This window comes from Allomuricauda sp. XS_ASV26, from assembly GCF_041224615.1.
Taxonomy (GTDB): Bacteria; Bacteroidota; Bacteroidia; order Flavobacteriales; family Flavobacteriaceae; genus Flagellimonas; species Flagellimonas alginolytica.
In genome coordinates, this window is sequence record NZ_JBGFGK010000031.1 from 794,947 (window position 1) to 812,890 (window position 17,944).

10 protein-coding genes are annotated in these 17,944 nt (G+C 40.3%); all 10 read left to right on the forward strand.

The features are described from left to right. The first annotated feature begins 34 nt into the window (after window positions 1–34). The 10 genes from AB9K32_RS11120 (at window position 35) to AB9K32_RS11165 (ending at window position 17,937) form a co-directional block, all read left to right on the forward strand. Window positions 35–637, forward strand: coding sequence for an RNA polymerase sigma-70 factor (locus AB9K32_RS11120; RefSeq protein WP_224834960.1), 603 nt, complete (start codon window positions 35–37; stop codon window positions 635–637). Window positions 638–846: 209 nt separating this feature from the next. Continuing rightward, window positions 847–2,016, forward strand: a complete 1,170-nt coding sequence (locus AB9K32_RS11125; protein WP_369885195.1) for a FecR family protein — start codon at window positions 847–849, stop codon at window positions 2,014–2,016. Window positions 2,017–2,134: 118 nt separating this feature from the next. Continuing rightward, window positions 2,135–5,539 carry a SusC/RagA family TonB-linked outer membrane protein gene (locus tag AB9K32_RS11130; protein WP_369885196.1) on the forward strand — a complete coding sequence of 1,135 codons (3,405 nt, stop codon included), beginning with the start codon at window positions 2,135–2,137 and terminating at the stop codon, window positions 5,537–5,539. Window positions 5,540–5,549: 10 nt separating this feature from the next. After that, window positions 5,550–7,019 carry a RagB/SusD family nutrient uptake outer membrane protein gene (locus AB9K32_RS11135; protein WP_369885197.1) on the forward strand — a complete coding sequence of 490 codons (1,470 nt, stop codon included), beginning with the start codon at window positions 5,550–5,552 and terminating at the stop codon, window positions 7,017–7,019. A 20-nt stretch (window positions 7,020–7,039) separates the two neighbouring features. Beyond that, a complete protein-coding gene (locus AB9K32_RS11140) occupies window positions 7,040–7,753 on the forward strand; it encodes a DUF4843 domain-containing protein (RefSeq protein WP_369885198.1) in 714 nt (237 codons plus the stop codon). Window positions 7,754–7,809: 56 nt separating this feature from the next. Continuing rightward, window positions 7,810–9,345 carry a PKD-like family lipoprotein gene (locus AB9K32_RS11145; RefSeq protein ID WP_224834955.1) on the forward strand — a complete coding sequence of 512 codons (1,536 nt, stop codon included), beginning with the start codon at window positions 7,810–7,812 and terminating at the stop codon, window positions 9,343–9,345. A 104-nt stretch (window positions 9,346–9,449) separates the two neighbouring features. After that, window positions 9,450–11,825: a Gldg family protein gene (locus tag AB9K32_RS11150; RefSeq protein WP_224834954.1), complete on the forward strand. Its 2,376-nt coding sequence runs from the start codon at window positions 9,450–9,452 to the stop codon at window positions 11,823–11,825. Between the two features lie 20 nt (window positions 11,826–11,845). Further along, window positions 11,846–12,778 carry an ABC transporter ATP-binding protein gene (locus AB9K32_RS11155; RefSeq protein WP_224834953.1) on the forward strand — a complete coding sequence of 311 codons (933 nt, stop codon included), beginning with the start codon at window positions 11,846–11,848 and terminating at the stop codon, window positions 12,776–12,778. Window positions 12,779–12,812: 34 nt separating this feature from the next. After that, entirely contained in the window at window positions 12,813–15,077 is a 2,265-nt protein-coding gene (locus tag AB9K32_RS11160; RefSeq protein ID WP_252079283.1) for a Gldg family protein, read from the forward strand. Window positions 15,078–15,087: 10 nt separating this feature from the next. Continuing rightward, complete coding sequence (locus tag AB9K32_RS11165) at window positions 15,088–17,937, forward strand: M16 family metallopeptidase (protein WP_369885199.1); 2,850 nt, start codon at window positions 15,088–15,090, stop codon at window positions 17,935–17,937. Window positions 17,938–17,944: the final 7 nt, after the last annotated feature.

A 17,944-nucleotide genomic window follows, 5' to 3' on the forward strand; every position in this document is an offset into this window, starting at 1 on the left:
CTGGATTCACGAAAGAATTTTAAATGCGCCAGATTTGGATTCAAAAGCTTCACATGATAACGACAGATTATTGGTTGAATTACTAATAAGAGGAAACGAGAAAGCCTTCCATGCTCTGTATCAAAAATACCATAGGGGACTGCACGCGTTTGCATTAGGATTGGTCAAATCCAAAGAAATGGCCGATGAAATTTTACAAGAAGTTTTTATGTCTGTTTGGGTCAATTGCGAAATCTTGAATCCAGATCGTTCTTTTAAGTCTTACATATTTACAATTGCAAAGAACAAATCGTTGAATTTTTTACAGAAAGCAGCCACTTCGAATAAATTACGGGACGAGATTTTTTATAAGAGCCAGCTTGCACGGAACGATGTCGAGGATTATTTGATCAATGCTGAATATGCGGAATTGCGAGAAAAGGCCATTGGCAATTTGCCCGCTAAGCGACAACTTATTTTCAAGATGTCCAGGGAAAAAGGTATGAGTTACGATGATATAAGCAGGGAACTTGGGATTTCTATTAGTACCGTTAAAAACCAAATGAGCAAGGCATTGTCGGATATTAAAGAGTACCTTAACACACATCCGGATATCTCCCTATGTGTTCTCATCGCAATAAATTTATCTTTAGATTGAATGTCTTTTGGTGATTTTAGACGGTTTGTTCATATAGCTTCAGCATCCTATTCAATTAAATTTCAACTTTTTTTAATTTATTAATACTCAGAAAATCAAACTATTAATTTTGATTTTAAATTAATATTAAAAAAACTTTAAGTTAAGAGTAGTACAAAAGTGAAGCTCAACTGTATTATTAAGAACAACGTCGATAAAACCAATATTTGATGAATTCCCAAAAACGATTTGAACAACTGATCAATAAGTTTGTGCAAAATCGATGCAGTAAAACGGAGTCTGAAGAGCTGATTCGTTTTTTACAACAAAAGGATGCCGATTTGCAATTGCCATCCGAAGATACTGTGCTGTCGTTGTTGGATTCATCGAACACCATAGATGAGGCCAAGTCCAACGAAATTTATCAAAGGATTTTAGAAGTTAAAACTGGACAAAGCAAAAGGCGATCCATTCCCAAGTATTGGACAAGTGTTGCGGCTTCGATCTTTGTTCTTATTTCGTTGGGAATTTACTTTATGGCCACAACATCCGAACCTCAAATACATACTTTGGAAAAGTTGGTCAATCAAGAACACATTATATTGGAGATGGAGGACGGGACCATAAATGTTCTAGATTCCCTAGACCATGGACAGGTTGTAGGTGTTCGAGGTCAATCCTTGGGCAATGTACAGAACAATAGGTTGACTTATGATAATGATTTAAGATCAGAGATACCGGTCTACAATACGTTAAAGGTTCCATACGGCCGAAAATTTGAACTGTCCTTAACGGACGGAACCGTGGTTCATGTAAATGCGGGGAGTTCGCTTAAATACCCAGTAAAATTTATAGATGGTCTGGATAGGGATGTTTATTTGGAGGGTGAAGCCTATTTCGAGGTGGCCCATCGTTCCGATCAACCTTTTAAAGTACATATGGGAGGTGTAGGGGTCGAAGTGCTTGGAACACAATTTAATGCAACTGCGTTTCCTGAAAATACCCAGACCGATGTGGTCTTGGTCGAAGGGTCGGTTAAACTTTCTGCACAGGATTCTTTTTCCAATGGTAAGGGAGCTGAGCTTTTGCTCCAACCGGGACAAATGGGTACATATACCAAAAATACCGAGCAGATAACCAGTCAAACCGTTATTACCGACGTTTACACGCGTTGGGTGGATGGCGAATTGATTTTTAGGAACCTGACTTTCGGTGAGATGTTAAAGAAATTGGAGAGGCACTTCAATATCCCTATTATTTCCAATGAAGACTTTGTAAATAGGGAGGAAACTTTTAGTGCCAATTTTGGAAAAGAGTCCATAGACAATGTTTTTGCCTACTTAAAAGAAATATACGATTTAGAATATACCATTCAAGACAACAAAGTAATAATCAACTAAAACCAAGATTGCCTATGATGATCGAATAGAATCTAACAAAAAATCGGAAGATGGTGACACATCTCCCGATTGTATCTGTAATTAAGTGATTTAACCAACCACTACTAACTTCAAAATTATGAAAAAACTCCTTAGGAACAAAGGGCTTAGCTTGACCTATGTTCTAAATCAAAGTATTAAAAACAAGCTATCACTACTCATATTGTTCATCACATTCAGCTCTTTTCAGGCCAAAGTAAGCCCTCAACAGCTGATTACCTTAGATCTGGAGAATGTTTCTGTAAGCTTTCTGATCGATAAAATTGAAAGCTCCACACGATATAGGTTTGCCTACAAGACCACAGATGTTGACTTAAATCGAACATTGTCCATTAAGGCTACCAACCAAGAAATGTCAAAGGTGCTACAGCAGGTTTTTGACGGTACTACTACAGGGTTTAAAGTAATCGGGGATCAAGTTCTGTTAAGTAGCAAAGGTGCTTTGAAAACTAAATTTGACCTAAATGAAGACCAGTCCGTAGTGACCGGTATGGTGATTGATGAATTTGGAAACCCTTTTATAGGTGTATATGTTGTGATCAAGGGTACCAACAGTGGGGTGATGACGGATTTTGATGGTCGTTACACTATTTCTGTAAACCCGTCGGACACACTACTTTTCAGCCATGTTGGATATAAAACCGTGGCAATAGAAGTGGGTATACAATCTACTATCGATGTCCAAATGGAAGAGAGTCTTGCCGAACTGTCGGAGGTGGTCGTAACCGGATTTTTCGAAAGAAAGGAAGAAAGTTATACAGGCGCCACTGTAACCGTTACCAGTGAAGATCTTAGGAAAGTGGGAAGCCAAAATGTTTTTCAGGCCATACAGAATATTGATCCATCTATTAGTTTGATGGATAATTTTGATTTGGGATCCAACCCAAACAACTTACCGGATTTACAGATCAGGGGAACTTCTACATTTCCGGGAAGTACCGCAGATGATAATTTAAAGGGAAATTATTTGAGAAATCCGAACCAACCCCTTTTTATCCTGAATGGATTTGAAGCTTCTGCAGAAAGGGTGTTCGATTTGGATTTTAATAGAGTGGAGCGTATCACCATACTTAAAGATGCCGCCTCTAAGGCACTTTATGGATCTAGGGCCGCCAACGGTGTTGTGGTAATCGAGACCAAACAATTATCTGGTGAAGATGCATTGGTAACATATACCGCCAATTTGGATGTGGAACTTCCGGATTTGACCAGTTATAATTTAACCAACTCCTTTCAAAAACTGGAGGCCGAACTTATAGACGGTCTTTACACACCTTCCTTGGCGAACCCAGATCGTTTGGTAGAGCTACAGCAATTGTACCAATCTAGGTTAAAATTGGCCAACGAAGGACTTAATACAGACTGGATGGCAAAACCATTACAGAATGGTATTGGGCACAGACATTCCTTGGGCGTTGAGTTGGGCAACAAGGATTTACGCCTGCAGGCCAACTTGAACTATAGAAAAAGTGTCGGTGTAATGAAAGGTTCGTCCAGAGAGAATATTGGCGGAAATCTTACCGCATTTTATAGGGTGAAGAACCTCAATTTTAAAAACAGTACAACTATAAACAATAACGTGGGCGAGGAATCACCTTATGGTACTTTTAACGAGTATGCGATTATGAACCCTTATTGGAGGGCCAAAAATCCAGATGGTAGTATTCCCTACTACGCAGAGATTGGGCCAAACGGAGAAAGGTATACCAATCCACTCTACAATTCTTTGCTCGATTCTAAAAATACATCTACCTATTTAAACTTTGTCAATAATTTTTATTTGGAGTGGAACATCTTACCTGCTTTAAAAACTATAGCGCGTGTAGGTATAGATCTAAAAAAGAGCAAGGCAGATGAGTTTTATCCATCGGAGCACACAAGGTTTGAAAACTACGCTTTGATAGACAAGAACAGAAAAGGATCCTACCAGGTTAATAACGGACAAAGCAGTTATCTGTACGGGGATCTTAACCTGCAATATTCTAAAAGCTTTAGAAAACATTTGTTGTTCGGAAATGCTGGTTTTAATGTAAGCGAAAGGGAATTTGAAGAGGTAATTCATCTGGCCGAAGGTTTCCCAAGTAGTAGAATGGACGACATTGTTTTTGCCCGATCATACGCTCTTGATTCAAGGCCGACCGGAATAAGTGGTGTATCCAGGGATGTTGGTTTCTTGTTTGTAGGATCATATATTTATGACAATAGGTTCCTATCCGATTTTACATTCAGGACCAGCGCGTCTTCCCAATTCGGCGACGATAAAAGATGGTCAAATTTCTGGAGTGTTGGATTGGGGTGGAACCTGCACAACGAAAAGTTTTTTGCCAAAGCACCATTCGAACAATTTAGGATCAGGGCTTCCGTGGGATCAACAGGGAACCAGAACTTTAATAGTAATGAATCTGTAGTGACATACGGATACTATCTTGATTCAAGATACCAAGACAATGTTGGATCCTATGCACTCAACATGGGCAACCCGGGACTTCAGTGGGAAACCAAGTTCGATTTTAATAACGGTTTCGACATAAAGATTGGCGGACTGACCCTCCGATACGACTACTACGAGAGCTATACCGAAAACCTGATCACGGACATAACATTACCGTATTATAGCGGTTTCAGTAGCGTTAAAGATAACTTGGGCAAGGTTAAGAACAGCGGTATCGAAGCGAACATCTCTTACCTATTGTGGTCCAGGGGCAGAAACTATTTTTCCATTAACGGAGGAATCACAACCAATGTGAATAAGATCATAGAACTTTCCGATGCCCTACAAAGCTTTAACGATGCTCAGGATAAGATAGCTGCGGACAGAGGTAACAATAGACCTGTGAACAGGTATGAAAGCGGAATGTCCATGAATGCTATTTGGGCGGTACCCTCATTGGGAATCGATCCTTCCACTGGGCAGGAAATCTATGTAAAACAAGACGGGAGCACTACTTACGAATGGGACGCCGACGATTTGGTGGTTGTTGGCAATAGCAATCCAAAATACAGAGGGATTTTTGGTTTCTCTGGCGAATACGAAGGTTTCGGAATAAGTGTTACGGCCAGGTATTTAGGTGGCGGTCAACTTTATAACCAAACATTGGTGGACAAAGTGGAAAATGTGGACATGAACTATAATGTGGATGGACGAGTGCTTACCGGAAGATGGCGCTACCCGGGTCAGCACGCACTTTACAAAAGGTTGGGAACTTATAGTGTAGATCCAGACGGGGACAATGTATTTGTTAGTCTTCAGGAAAAAACAAGGCCGACCTCACGTTTTGTGCAAGATAGGAACGAATTGGATATCGCAGCCATTAATGTGTATTACGAGTTTAAGCCACGTTTAACCAAAGCCATGGGATTGGATAGGTTACGTTTAAGTTTTAACATGAACGATGTAGCCAAGTTCTCATCAATAGAAATAGAGAGGGGAACACAATACCCGTTCTCCCGATCTATGACATTCTCTTTAATGGCCAACCTATAATATTATAATTATGAAAGCATTTATTCAAAAAATACTAATGACCTTGCTGGTAGGTATGCTTGTTATTGCCTGTAGCGATGACTGGTTGGACGAAACCTCCAATGCAAAGATTACGGCAGATCAGCAATTTAGTGACGAGGACGGTTTTAAAGATGCATTAATGGGCGTCTATTTAGGAATGACATCTCCCAAGCTTTACGCTAAGGATATGACCTGGAACCTGGTGGATTTATTGGCACAACAATACGCCACATTGCCATCTTTGGCTTTATATGACGAGGTTCAACAGTTTAACTATAGAGGGCCACAGGCAACTGATCAAGTCGATGCACTTTGGATCAGATCCTATAATATTTTGGCCAATATTAACTTGGCTTTGGAGTATATCGACGATAACCAAGAGGTACTGAACCCTATTAACTATGCAATAATCAAAGGAGAATTGCTTGGACTTAGAGTGTTTGTCCACCTAGATCTTATGCGTTTGTATGGATATGGAAACTTGGAAGAACGTCAAAACCTAATGGGAGAATATACCATACCCTATGTGGTAAATTTTGATAAGGATTTGGTAGCACCGATGACCTATGCCCAAACTTTCGACCGTATGCAGGAAGATATAGATATGGCCTTGGAACTACTAAAGGAAGATCCTATTTATCAAGACGAAAATCGTCCGGCCGATTATTATTTGGAAGTTAATAGAACCGGGTTTTACGAAAATCGCGAGCAGCGCATGAATTATTATGCGGTAAAAGCATTGGAAGCAAGAAAACTACTCTGGGAGGGCAATACCAGTGATGCTGCAGTGGCGGCGGAAGTAGTGATCGCCAATTCGGGGGCAACGCTTATACAATCGGACTCTTATCCTATTGCGGGCGATCCAATTCTTTATCAGGAAGTACTGTTCTGTTTGGACATCAATGGCTTTGCCGATATTGTAAACCCTATTTTAACTGCAAGTGATGATGGGACCAATTACGACGCAATTTACCTTACCACGCAAATGGCGGATAGCATTTTTGAGACCGATCAGGTAAATATAGGTCTTGCCGATGTCCGATTCAATACATTGCTTAAATCGGAAACAAGGGGTCTGGTCAGCACAAAGTTGATTCAGTCTGGCACTAATAACCCAAACCAGATGCCTTTGATCAAGTTGCCCGAGATGTACTATATCGCGGCAGAACATTACTGGGCATCAGAGAATTTGGAACAAGCCATAACCTATTTGAATACCGTTAGGAGCAGTAGAGGGATTTTAGATCCCATACCATTGGATTCCGACTCCGAAACCGTGTGGGAAGAAATCAGAAAAGAGTATCGTAAAGAATTTATAAGCGAGGGACAACTCTTTTATTTCTACAAACGTACAGGAGAGACCGAGATTCCTTTTCTGTCCGAGACGGTAGAGCTAAATGATGAAATTTATGTGCTTCCCTATCCGGATAGCGAAGCGCAGTTCGTTGGACAAAACTAAACTTTGAAATCATTTTAAAAATGAAAAAATACATATTAAATATAATGATCCTGCTGGGAGCAGTGCTCATTATCAGTTCTTGTGACAAAGACGAAATAGGAGAGTTTGAGAATGATCTGAGTGGAATCAACTTCCTTCAAGAAGTTTCTAGCTATTCCTTTTTGGAAAATCCTTCCAACGAGTTTATTACCGAAATTCCAACCCGTATCATAGGTGATACATTGAGCAACGAACGCTTTTTTAGGGTAAAGGTTGTTCAGGATTCGCTGACTACGGCCAGCTCTAACCTATTCGAGATTCAGCAAGGTGTTGTGGATCCCGGTGAATTTGAGGGCCGTTTGTATTTAAAAGTATTCAATGCCAAACAACTGGATACAACGGAAGTCTCGGTCCATTTACAGATAACGGATTCCGAAGACTTTACAAAAGGAAATGTAGAAAGCGTAGATCATGTCTTTACCTGGACCAATAAAGTAATAGTTCCGGATTGGAGATATTACCGATTCTTCTTTTGTAGATACCCGAGTACAGCGGCCTATCGAGCCTTTGTGGCATCCACGGGCATGACCAGCTTTACAATTGATGATTATAGGGCTCTTGGACCAACAGGGGCCAAGGTAAAAGGCGTTCAATTTGGAGATTATATACGAAAGTACAATGAGGAAAATCCAGACGCTCCATTGTTGCACGATGATGGACCTAATGTTGGACAACCCATAGTTCCGATAAATTGATCGCTCACGGAACTTTTTCATTGAAAAGTGCAGAGAATAACCTTAAAAATTTAAAAATGAAAAAACTATTATATATAACCCTAATTGCTTTTGGAATAGGGCTATTTGCATCCTCCTGCTACGATGACGACAGTACATTGGATGTAAATGCAATTCCGGATATTACTCTGGATACCACCGGAGTGGCAACACTTACCGTATATCAATTTGAGAACTTGAAAGTTATTCCCGAATTGGATCATCAAGGGCTTTCGGAGAGTGAACTCGAATACGAATGGAAAATCAATTTGGAGCCGAATGACACTATATACGAAGTGGTCGGTAACGAAAGAGATCTTGATTTTTTAGTTGAATTTAAACCCAACCTTTCAGGAAACTTCCATCAACTCGTGTACACAGTTACGAATACCCGTACAAATTTGGACCACATTTTTGCATGGCCGGTAAAGGTGTTGAACAATATTGGTGAAGGTTTGGTGGTGGCCCATACAGAAGATGGTGCAACTACGGACATTAGTCATATCATGTCGCCATCCGTTACGCCAGATTACGAAGATGTAAGTGTTAAGCACAATGTTTATTCTGCGATCAACGGGAGTACAATTCCGGGTATCACAAAACAAATGCGCTATACCAAATTAGGGCGGGACGATGTTATGTTCGGTATTACCGAAACAAGTATTTATACCATTAATACATTGGATTACACTTTTGGAGGTAGTAATGGTGACCTGTTTTATGCAGAAAGAAGCAATTACGAGCCACAGGCTCTGGGGGGAGTCAACCAAGGTGATCTCTACTTGGCCAATGGAACAATAACATCTACTTATTTGGGGGCTTCAACAAAAATAGGACTACCTTTTGACTCTGATTTTACCGCTCCCGATATTATTGCGGCCAATGGAGTGAGCAACCCAATAGTGGTAATTAGTTTTTACGATGAGGTAAACGGTCAGTTTGTATATCAGCCATCCGTTACGCCTTTTGGCGACAACACTATGTATGCTACCCCAAATAGTCCATCCGGGGCATTTGACCCCACTACTCAACCTGGTTATGTAAATTTAGCAGCGGGAGTGAGTACCACTGGAGAGTTTATGCATCTATTAAAGAACAATGGAACAGGGGAAGTTGCACTGTTCACGTTTGATGAAGGTGTGAGCGGGTTTCCAACACCAGAAGCCCCCAAGCCAATTGCTAAATTCGATTTGACCGGTGCACCCGGAATAGACGAGGCGGAAAACTTTGCTTTCTTGGATGATCAAAAAGTAATGTATTATGCTACGTCAACAAAGGTATATGCTGTACTTTATGGAACAGCTACCCCTACCATCGAGGAGAGATACACGGTTCCATCCGGAGAAACTATAACCACTCTTCAAGTGTATAGGCAAGCAGACTACCCGGTAAGGTTTTCAGGAGAATATATGCCACTGAACAACAAGGCATTGATCATGTCCACATTTGACGATACAACTGGGCGTGTGTACCTGCTTCCTTATATAAACACGGGAATAGGAAATATAGATACGCCAAATATTGAAATATTCAGCGGTTTTGGTAAAATTACGGCGATAGCCACCCAATTATAAGAAAGCTGGAATATCCCCTGCCCATTTTTTGAATTAGTTATCCCTCAGGGCAGGGGATTGCTTTTAAATTACCCTTTAAAGTTCTCAACAAAGTTTTACTGTTAATGAAGAAAATAATCAAAATAGCTAAGCTAGAGCTTGGCCTACTCTTTTATTCCCCTATTGCGTGGCTTACCCTGATCATTTTTATGGTACAATGTGGCCTTACATTTACCAATTTGATAGATGCCAAGGAAACCTCTCAGCAATTGGGAACAAACCTTAAAGACCTAACTGTGGGCGTATTTGGCGGACATAATGGTTTTTTCTCGGCAATACAGAACAAATTGTACTTATACATACCATTGTTAACAATGGGGCTGTTGAGCCGTGAGTTGAGCTCGGGCTCCATTAAACTATTATTTTCTTCCCCGGTTACAAGTAAGCAAATCGTTTTGGGCAAATTTCTTTCCATGATGTGCTATGGTCTTTTACTGGTGGCCGTATTGTTGCTTATGGTTCTGGTAGCTTCCTTTAGTATAGAAGAACTGGATTTTAAATTTCTTGCCGGAGGTATTCTAGGACTTTACATTCTTATATGTGCCTATGCATCCATAGGGCTTTTTATGAGCAGTGTTACCCCTTATCAAGTTGTAGCTGCAATCGGAACACTCGCAATTTTGGCTGTATTGAATTTTGTTGGTACAATAGGCCAGAGCATAGATGTGGTCAGGGACATTACCTATTGGTTGTCCATATCGGGACGTGCGGATAACTTTATAAATGGTCTTATAAGCAGTAAGGATTTTATATACTTTCTATTGGTGATTTTCTTGTTTTTGACCCTTACCGTTATGAGATTGAACAAAGGACGAAAAACCACTAGTTCTACAACGGTGACACTAAAGTATATTGGATTGGTCATAGGGGTGGTTGCCCTAGGGTATGTTAGTTCGCTTCCTTCCGTAGATGCCTATTACGATACCACTCGCTTCAAAAAAATGACTCTAACGGATAAGAGTAAAGAGATAATTGGTCAATTGGATGGAGACCTCAAAATAACCACTTACGTCAACATAATTAACAGTTTTGCCCATTTGGGCTCACCAAAATTCAGGATTTTCGATAAAAGTAAGTTTGATCAATATACACGCTTCCTTCCAAATTTAAGTATGGATTATGTAATGTATTATGATTCTACCTTTACAAAACGGGACTTTCAGTATAAATCACTCGAAGAAATGGCAAGTAGGTCGGCCACTGCTTACGGTATTGATTTCGAAAAGGTTCTAAGACCGGAAGAAATTAGAGAGAAAATAGACTTGTCATCAGAGCGGAACACCTTTGTGCGAAAGGTAAATTATAAAGATCGTTCAACCAGTCTTAGAATGTTCTTTGATATGATAACCTACCCAGGTGAAGCAGAGATATCGGCGGCCATTAAAAGGCTTTTGGTCTCACCTCCGGTCATTGGTGTTCTAACCGGAAACGGGGAACGCAGTATGATCAAGTCCGGGGACAACGACTATGAGGATTTGACCAATAATAAAACCTTCAGAAATTCATTGATCAATCAGGGATTTGATGTTGTCGAAATTGAGAATGCCCCGGATATCACAATACCGGATACTCTTGCAGCTTTGGTCATTGCCGACCCTATAGAGCCTTACTCGATTGAACAACAAACAAAACTTCAAGATTATATCAAAAATGGAGGCAACTTATTGATTGCCGGAGAACCAAAAAAAGCCCACCTACTACAGCCCATTTTGGATGTGTTGGGCGTTGAGTTCGAAACAGCGCGATTGGCACAGCAATCTGAAGACCTGGAAATGCACGTGCTTAAATCAACGTTGAGTACAGAAGCGGAACAAATAGGAATTCGATTAACAAGGGACACAATAATAGCCCATTCGGGAGCAATGGGAATACACACTAAGGAGAAGTCGGATTTCAACACCTTTCCATTGACCATTGCCAAGGCCCAAAAAATAATATCAGGGGATAACCAAACCTTAAAATTGAGCAATGCAATAACATTTAAGTTAGATCTAGATGTGGCAAACGACGTTGAAAATTTAGGTGATACTTCTCGTACAAAAGCCAAAATCATAAAATCAATCGGCATTAGTTTACCAGACCATACTTTCGACCTGTCCGATGGGCAAGAGGAGGAAGTTACGGTATCAATGGCACTTAGTCGTGAGATTAAAGGAAAAGAGCAAAAAATCATCGTATCTGGCGATGCTGATTTTTTGAGCAATGCAGAATTTAGCCGATTTAATTTACGGACTGGCAACTTTAGTTTGGGCACACAAATTTTTAAATGGTTTGCCAATGGTGAATTTCCTGTGGATATAACACGCCCGGAAGCCATCGACAACACAATTACAGTAGACCAAAAAGACCTTTCTTGGATCAAGATAATCCTTATGGGGGTTTTACCATTATTGGTTGCCGTATCCGGAGCCACTATTTTGATGAAAAGGAAAAGAAAATAACAACGATAATAAAAGATTAAATGAAAATAAGTATAGCCAAGGTTAAAAATTTATCGCACCGTTACAGCAGGGATTGGGCGATAAGAGATATTAATTTTGAGGTTTTCAACAAAGGTATCATGGGATTGTTGGGGTCCAATGGAGCAGGTAAATCGACCACAATGAACATATTGTGCGGCGTAATCAATCAAACAGAGGGCGAAGTTTATATAGATGGTATCAATATGAGGGAGCAGCCGGTAGAAGCCAAAAAATTGATAGGGTTTTTACCTCAAAAAGCGCCACTTCATACGGAATTGACCGTTGATGAGTATTTGATCCATTGTGCACATTTACGATCTATACCTTCAAAGCAGATTCCAGAAGCATTGGAAATCGCTAAAGCAAAGTGCGGCATATCACATTTTAGCAAGCGGGTGTTAAAAAACCTTTCTGGGGGATACCAGCAAAGAGTAGGATTGGCGCAGGCAATTATACACAACCCTAAATTGGTGGTCTTGGACGAACCCACCAATGGATTAGACCCAAATCAGATTTTGGAAGTGCGAAAGCTGATCAAAGAAATTGCCGAAGACCGTGCAGTAATACTATCAACGCATATCCTGTCCGAGGTTCAGGCCACATGCGACAATATCGTGATGGTGGAGAATGGTCGTATAGTATTTGCGGATACGCTTTATGCCTTTAATAATTATATAGAGCCCAATACCTTGATCATGGAACTGAAAGAACTTCCTGCAGAACAAGACCTATTAAAGGTCGAAGGTGTGGCCGGTGTTTCTTTTATCGATGGTTCCAGGGTAAGGATTACTTTCCAGGGCAAAGGCAATATTACAGAAAGATTGATCAAACATAGTGTGGAAATGGGCTGGTCCTTAACCGAAATCTATTTCGAGAAAACATCCTTGGATGGTGTGTTTGCACAGCTTTCCGGTAAGGCTCCAAAAAATTAAAAAGGCGATACTTCAATTATTTGAACCCCCATAGATGAAAAAAATATTTAGAATTGCTCGATTAGAGCTAAGTATAATGTTCTATTCGCCCGTTGCGTGGCTTGTTTTGGTAATTTTTATTGCACAAACCGGAATAATATTTGCAGACTTATTATATTCTCAGGAAACCAACCAGCAGTTGGGCAGGCCTTTAAGTGTACTTTCCAAAGTATTGTTTGCCGGGGAGCACGGAATTTTGGCCAAAATACAGGAAAACCTATATCTGTACATTCCTTTGCTCACAATGGGCCTGTTTAGCAGGGAAACCAGCAGTGGATCAATTAAATTATTGCAATCCTCGCCAGTTACCGTTCCCCAAATGGTATTGGGCAAGTTTTTATCCATTGCAATTTATGGCTTACTGTTATCATTGGTACTGTTAAGCTTTGTTTTGGTGGGGAACCATGCTATCGAGAACTTGGATATACCCTTTGTTTTGGGTGGTATACTGGGAATATATCTGTTGATCTGTACGTATGCGTCCATTGGATTGTTTATGTCCAGCTTAACCTCATATCAGGTAGTGTCGGCAATAAGCACACTGGCTGTTCTGGCCTTTTTGAGCTTTATCGGTAACATTGGGCAAAGCCATGATTTTGTTCGCGATATTACCTATTGGCTATCCATATCGGGACGTACGGATAATTTGGTGAACGGATTGATCAGTAGCAAAGATATTGTCTATTTCTTAATGGTAATGGGCATGTTTTTGATTTTGACCGTATTAAAACTACAGGACGAAAGAAAATCCAAAAAAAGATCATTGCGTATCGCCAGGTATGTGTTGGCCATTTTAATTCCGGTGACGATAGGATATGTATCTTCATTGCCATCCATAAATGGATACTATGACACTACAAGGTTCAAGGATAGAACCTTAACAGAGTATTCCCAAAAGATTATTGATCGGTTGAAAGCTCCACTGAAGATTACAAGCTATGTGAACATTGTGCACTACAGCGCATCCAAAGGGGCTCCAAAAAATAGGATCAAAGATTTGAACCATTTCGAGAAGTATAGAAGGTTCAAACCAGATTTGGAGATGGAATACATTACATATTACGATACTTTGGTAAGGTATAACGACACCACTACCACACTTTTGGAAAAAGCCAAGAAAGCCGCATCTGCTCATAAATTCGATTTTGACGATTTGTTGACCCCGGAGGAGATCAAGCAAAAAATCGATTTAATTCCAGAAAACAATCGTTTGGTCAGGTTTATTCAATATAAGGACAAAACAACACCTTTACGAATGTTCGATGACATTTGGGCATACCCCAATGAGTCAGAAATTACCGCTGCATTGAAGAGAATTATAGATAAACCATCCTATATCGGCTTTGTTCAGGGTCGTAATGAACGCAGTATTCATAAAATGGAAGATGGGGGGTACGAAATAATCATCAATGGCACCAATACTAGAGGATCCTTAATAAATCAAGGATTTCAACCAATAGATATTTTATTGGAGGAGAATAAAAAAATACCGGATAGTTTGGATGCCCTAGTTCTGGCAGACCCAAAACAAGCCTACACCGTTGATGAAGAAAAAATCTTATTGGATTATGTGGACCAAGGCGGTAACCTCTTGATCGCGGCCGAACCGGGAACAAATGGTAATTTAGACGGGATATTGTCCAAATTGGGCATTTCGTTCCAACATGGGACACTGCTCCAAGAAAGTGAAGATTACTCTTTGGATCTTATCCAAGGGGTGTTTACGCCAGAAGCACAAAACCATGGTTTTAAGTTTTATAGCGAAGCAATTGTATCCTTTCCAACAGCTATGGGGATCCAAATAGCGGACAGCTCCGACTTTAGGGCTACACCTATTATGACCACAAATGAAGAGGTAGCGTGGAATAGAACAGGGCCATTCGATTTGGAAACACAAAGAATTTTCTTTGACCCCCAAGTGGACAAAAGAGCGGCAATGCCATTGGCGGTCACTTTGGAAAGAAAGGTGGGTAAAAAGAATCAAAAAATAATGGTGGTGGGCGATGCGGATTTTTTAAGCAATGCTGAAATGGCCCGTAATAACCTTAACACGGTAAATTCATCTTTTGCCATGCGGATTTTTCGTTGGTTGAACGATGGCAAGTATCCCGTGAACACATCCAGGCCTAGGGCTATAGATACGGTTATAAAAGTGTCCCGATCGGAGATTGTTGCATTAAAAGTAGGTTATGCCTTGGTACTACCGTTAATTGTTGGCGCTATTGGCGCAGGTTTACTTATGATCAGAAAAAGAAAATAACAGAATACTCATGCAAGTACATTCCATTTTTAAAAGCAGTATTGTTTTTTGCATTTTTAATGTTTTTATGGGGTCTGCCCAGCAAAACAGCATAGTGCCGGAACAACCTATTCCATTGGATAGGGAAGTAATAGTTGATACGTTGCCCAATGGCTTGACCTATTACATTAGGGAGAATGCCGAGCCACGCGAAAATGCTGAGCTCTATTTAGTAGTTAAAGCAGGATCTTTACAGGAGACCGATGGACAGCAGGGGCTGGCCCATTTTACAGAACATATGGCTTTTAATGGAACCAAAAGCTTTCCTAAAAACGAATTGATCGATTACCTACAAGCAGCTGGTGTGCGTTTTGGAGCAGATCTAAATGCGTATACGGGCTTTGATCAAACCGTATATCAATTACCGGTTCCTACTCAAAATAAGGAAGTGTTCAAAACCGCATTCAAAATTCTTTCGGAATGGGCGGGCCATATAGTATTTGGTAGCGAGGAAATAGATGGGGAAAGAGGTGTGATAGTCGAAGAAGAAAGACAGCGGGGAAAAAATGCTTCGCAACGAATGAGCGAGCAACTTCTTCCCGTACTTTTGGCCAATTCAAGATATGCCGATCGGATCCCGATCGGAAAAATGGAAGTCATCCGTAATTTTGAACACGATACACTTAGGGCTTACTACAAGAAATGGTATCGGCCACAATTACAGGGAATAATTGCAGTTGGTGATTTCGATAAAAATAAGGTGGAGGACTATATTAAGATCTATTTTGGGCAGTTGGGCGAATCTGGGGAAACAGTTATACCAGAAACATATACAGTGCCCGGAAATACAAATTCATTGGTTAAAATCGTTACCGATCCAGAGTTTCCGTACACCGTGGCAACGGTAATGTACAAGCACCCTAGAAAGCTGATAAAAACCGAAGGGGATTTTAAAAATGCAATAATCAGGTCTGCAATCAACAATCTTGTTGCATTACGAATTGCAGAGGAAATAGAGAGTGGCACGGCACCTTATCTAAAAGCAAGTGCGAGTTATGCGGGGTACCAAGGCGGTATTGGGAACCTAGATGCTTTTACTGTTCAAGTGGTGGCCAAGAGTGCAGAAGAACTACAATCTGCCATATATGGTGTAATGGATCAGGTGAACAGAGCAGTTTTACATGGATTTACCCAATCGGAATGGGAAAGGGTCAAATTGAATTTTATAAATGCCATCAACAAAAACTATAACGAAAAAGAGCATGTATCCTCTAAATCCTTCGTGAATCAATACCTTAAACATTTTCTATATGGTGAAGCGTTTATGGATATGGACTATTCCTATGAATTCTATAAGAAGGGGCTAGGTGCAATAACACTCGAAGACTTAAACCAAACCGTAAGGTCTTGGGTAGCCGATCAAAACCAAATTATTCTATTGCAAGCTTCCGAGAAAGATAAGGAGGCATTGCCCAACGAGGATGTTTTAAGATCTTGGGTGAACAGTTTTGATAGAAGTGTAGAGGCCTATGTAGATAGTGGAAATGATGAACCATTATTGGCCGAGCCTGTAAAAGGCGGTACAATTGTATCGACTAAAAGAGTAAAATCCGTTGGGGTAACAGAATATACACTTAACAACGGAGTCAAAGTTGTTCTAAAGGAAACGGATTTTAAAAATGATGAAATCCTATTTTCGGGTTTTAGCCCCGGAGGTGTGTCCTTGGCCAATGAAGAAGATTTGCCATCAGCAAAATTGGCCGATAATATTATAGCATCTTCCGGTGCGGGAAGTTTTAACAGCATAGACCTCAATAAAAAAATGTCGGGCAAGACCTTGGCCGTATCACCATATATTGGTACCTATTCAGAAGGAATCAAAGGATATGCAGCAAACAAGGATTTTGAGACAGCTCTTAAATTGATGTACCTCTATTTTACCCGACCTAGAAAGGATACGACTACCTTTAATACTATTTTGGAAAACTATAAGGTATCCTTGACCAATAAATACGATAACCCCATCGCGGTTTTTCAGGATAGTGTTAACGTTGCCATGAAAGGTCGTGGCGCATGGGCACAAGGAATGGACAGTATGCAATTAAAAACTGTGGATCTGGATAAAGCCTTGAAATTCTATAAAGATCGTTTTAAAGACTTTGGCGATTATACATTTGTATTCGTCGGGAGTTTTAAAAAAGACAGTATTATCGGTCCCATTGCAAAATACCTTGGGGAATTGCCATCCACAGGACGTGAAGAAACCTATAAAGACGTTGGTATTAAACCAATACCCGGAATTTTTGAGCGAAATGTTTATAAAGGACTGGAGGACAAAGCAACAGTGGTATTGGCTTTTCATGGTGACTATACAAGTTCACCGGAGAATAACATGACCTTAAAAGCTCTTAAAGCAATTTTGGACGATCGATTGGTAAAACGGTTACGCGAAAAAGAGAGTGGAGTTTACAGCCCATCGGTTGCTGTAAGCCATGTGGGCATACCAAATCCCTATTACTCACTGTCGATTTCCTTTAGTTGTGCCCCTGATCGTGCGGAAGAGTTGATCAGTGCCACAAAGGATGAATTGATAAAAATACTGAGAGATGGCGCCAATGAATATGATCTAAATAAGTTTAAGGCTCAAAACTTAAGGCAGCACGAGATCAGGATGAGACAAAATAGTTATTGGCTAAATTATTTAAAGTCTCAATACACTCACGGCCAAGATTTGGCAGTAATAAATAATTATGGGAAAAGACTCAATAAATTAAAAGTTTCGAAAGTAAATGCCTTTATAAAGGAATATTTGAACCAAAGAAACCAAATAAAACTTTTGCTATATCCGGAAAGCTATGGACATGCACAGAGCTCGGATTAAGCCCGGG

Excerpts from the sequence above, each read along its gene's own strand:
- AB9K32_RS11125 (WP_369885195.1), top strand. The coding sequence starts at position 847 with ATGAATTCCCAAAAACGATTTGAACAACTGATCAATAAGTTTGTGCAA.
- AB9K32_RS11130 (WP_369885196.1), top strand. The coding sequence starts at position 2,135 with ATGAAAAAACTCCTTAGGAACAAAGGGCTTAGCTTGACCTATGTTCTA.
- AB9K32_RS11135 (WP_369885197.1), top strand. The coding sequence starts at position 5,550 with ATGAAAGCATTTATTCAAAAAATACTAATGACCTTGCTGGTAGGTATG.
- AB9K32_RS11140 (WP_369885198.1), top strand. The coding sequence starts at position 7,040 with ATGAAAAAATACATATTAAATATAATGATCCTGCTGGGAGCAGTGCTC.
- AB9K32_RS11145 (WP_224834955.1), top strand. The coding sequence starts at position 7,810 with ATGAAAAAACTATTATATATAACCCTAATTGCTTTTGGAATAGGGCTA.
- AB9K32_RS11150 (WP_224834954.1), top strand. The coding sequence starts at position 9,450 with ATGAAGAAAATAATCAAAATAGCTAAGCTAGAGCTTGGCCTACTCTTT.
- AB9K32_RS11155 (WP_224834953.1), top strand. The coding sequence starts at position 11,846 with ATGAAAATAAGTATAGCCAAGGTTAAAAATTTATCGCACCGTTACAGC.
- AB9K32_RS11160 (WP_252079283.1), top strand. The coding sequence starts at position 12,813 with ATGAAAAAAATATTTAGAATTGCTCGATTAGAGCTAAGTATAATGTTC.
- AB9K32_RS11165 (WP_369885199.1), top strand. The coding sequence starts at position 15,088 with ATGCAAGTACATTCCATTTTTAAAAGCAGTATTGTTTTTTGCATTTTT.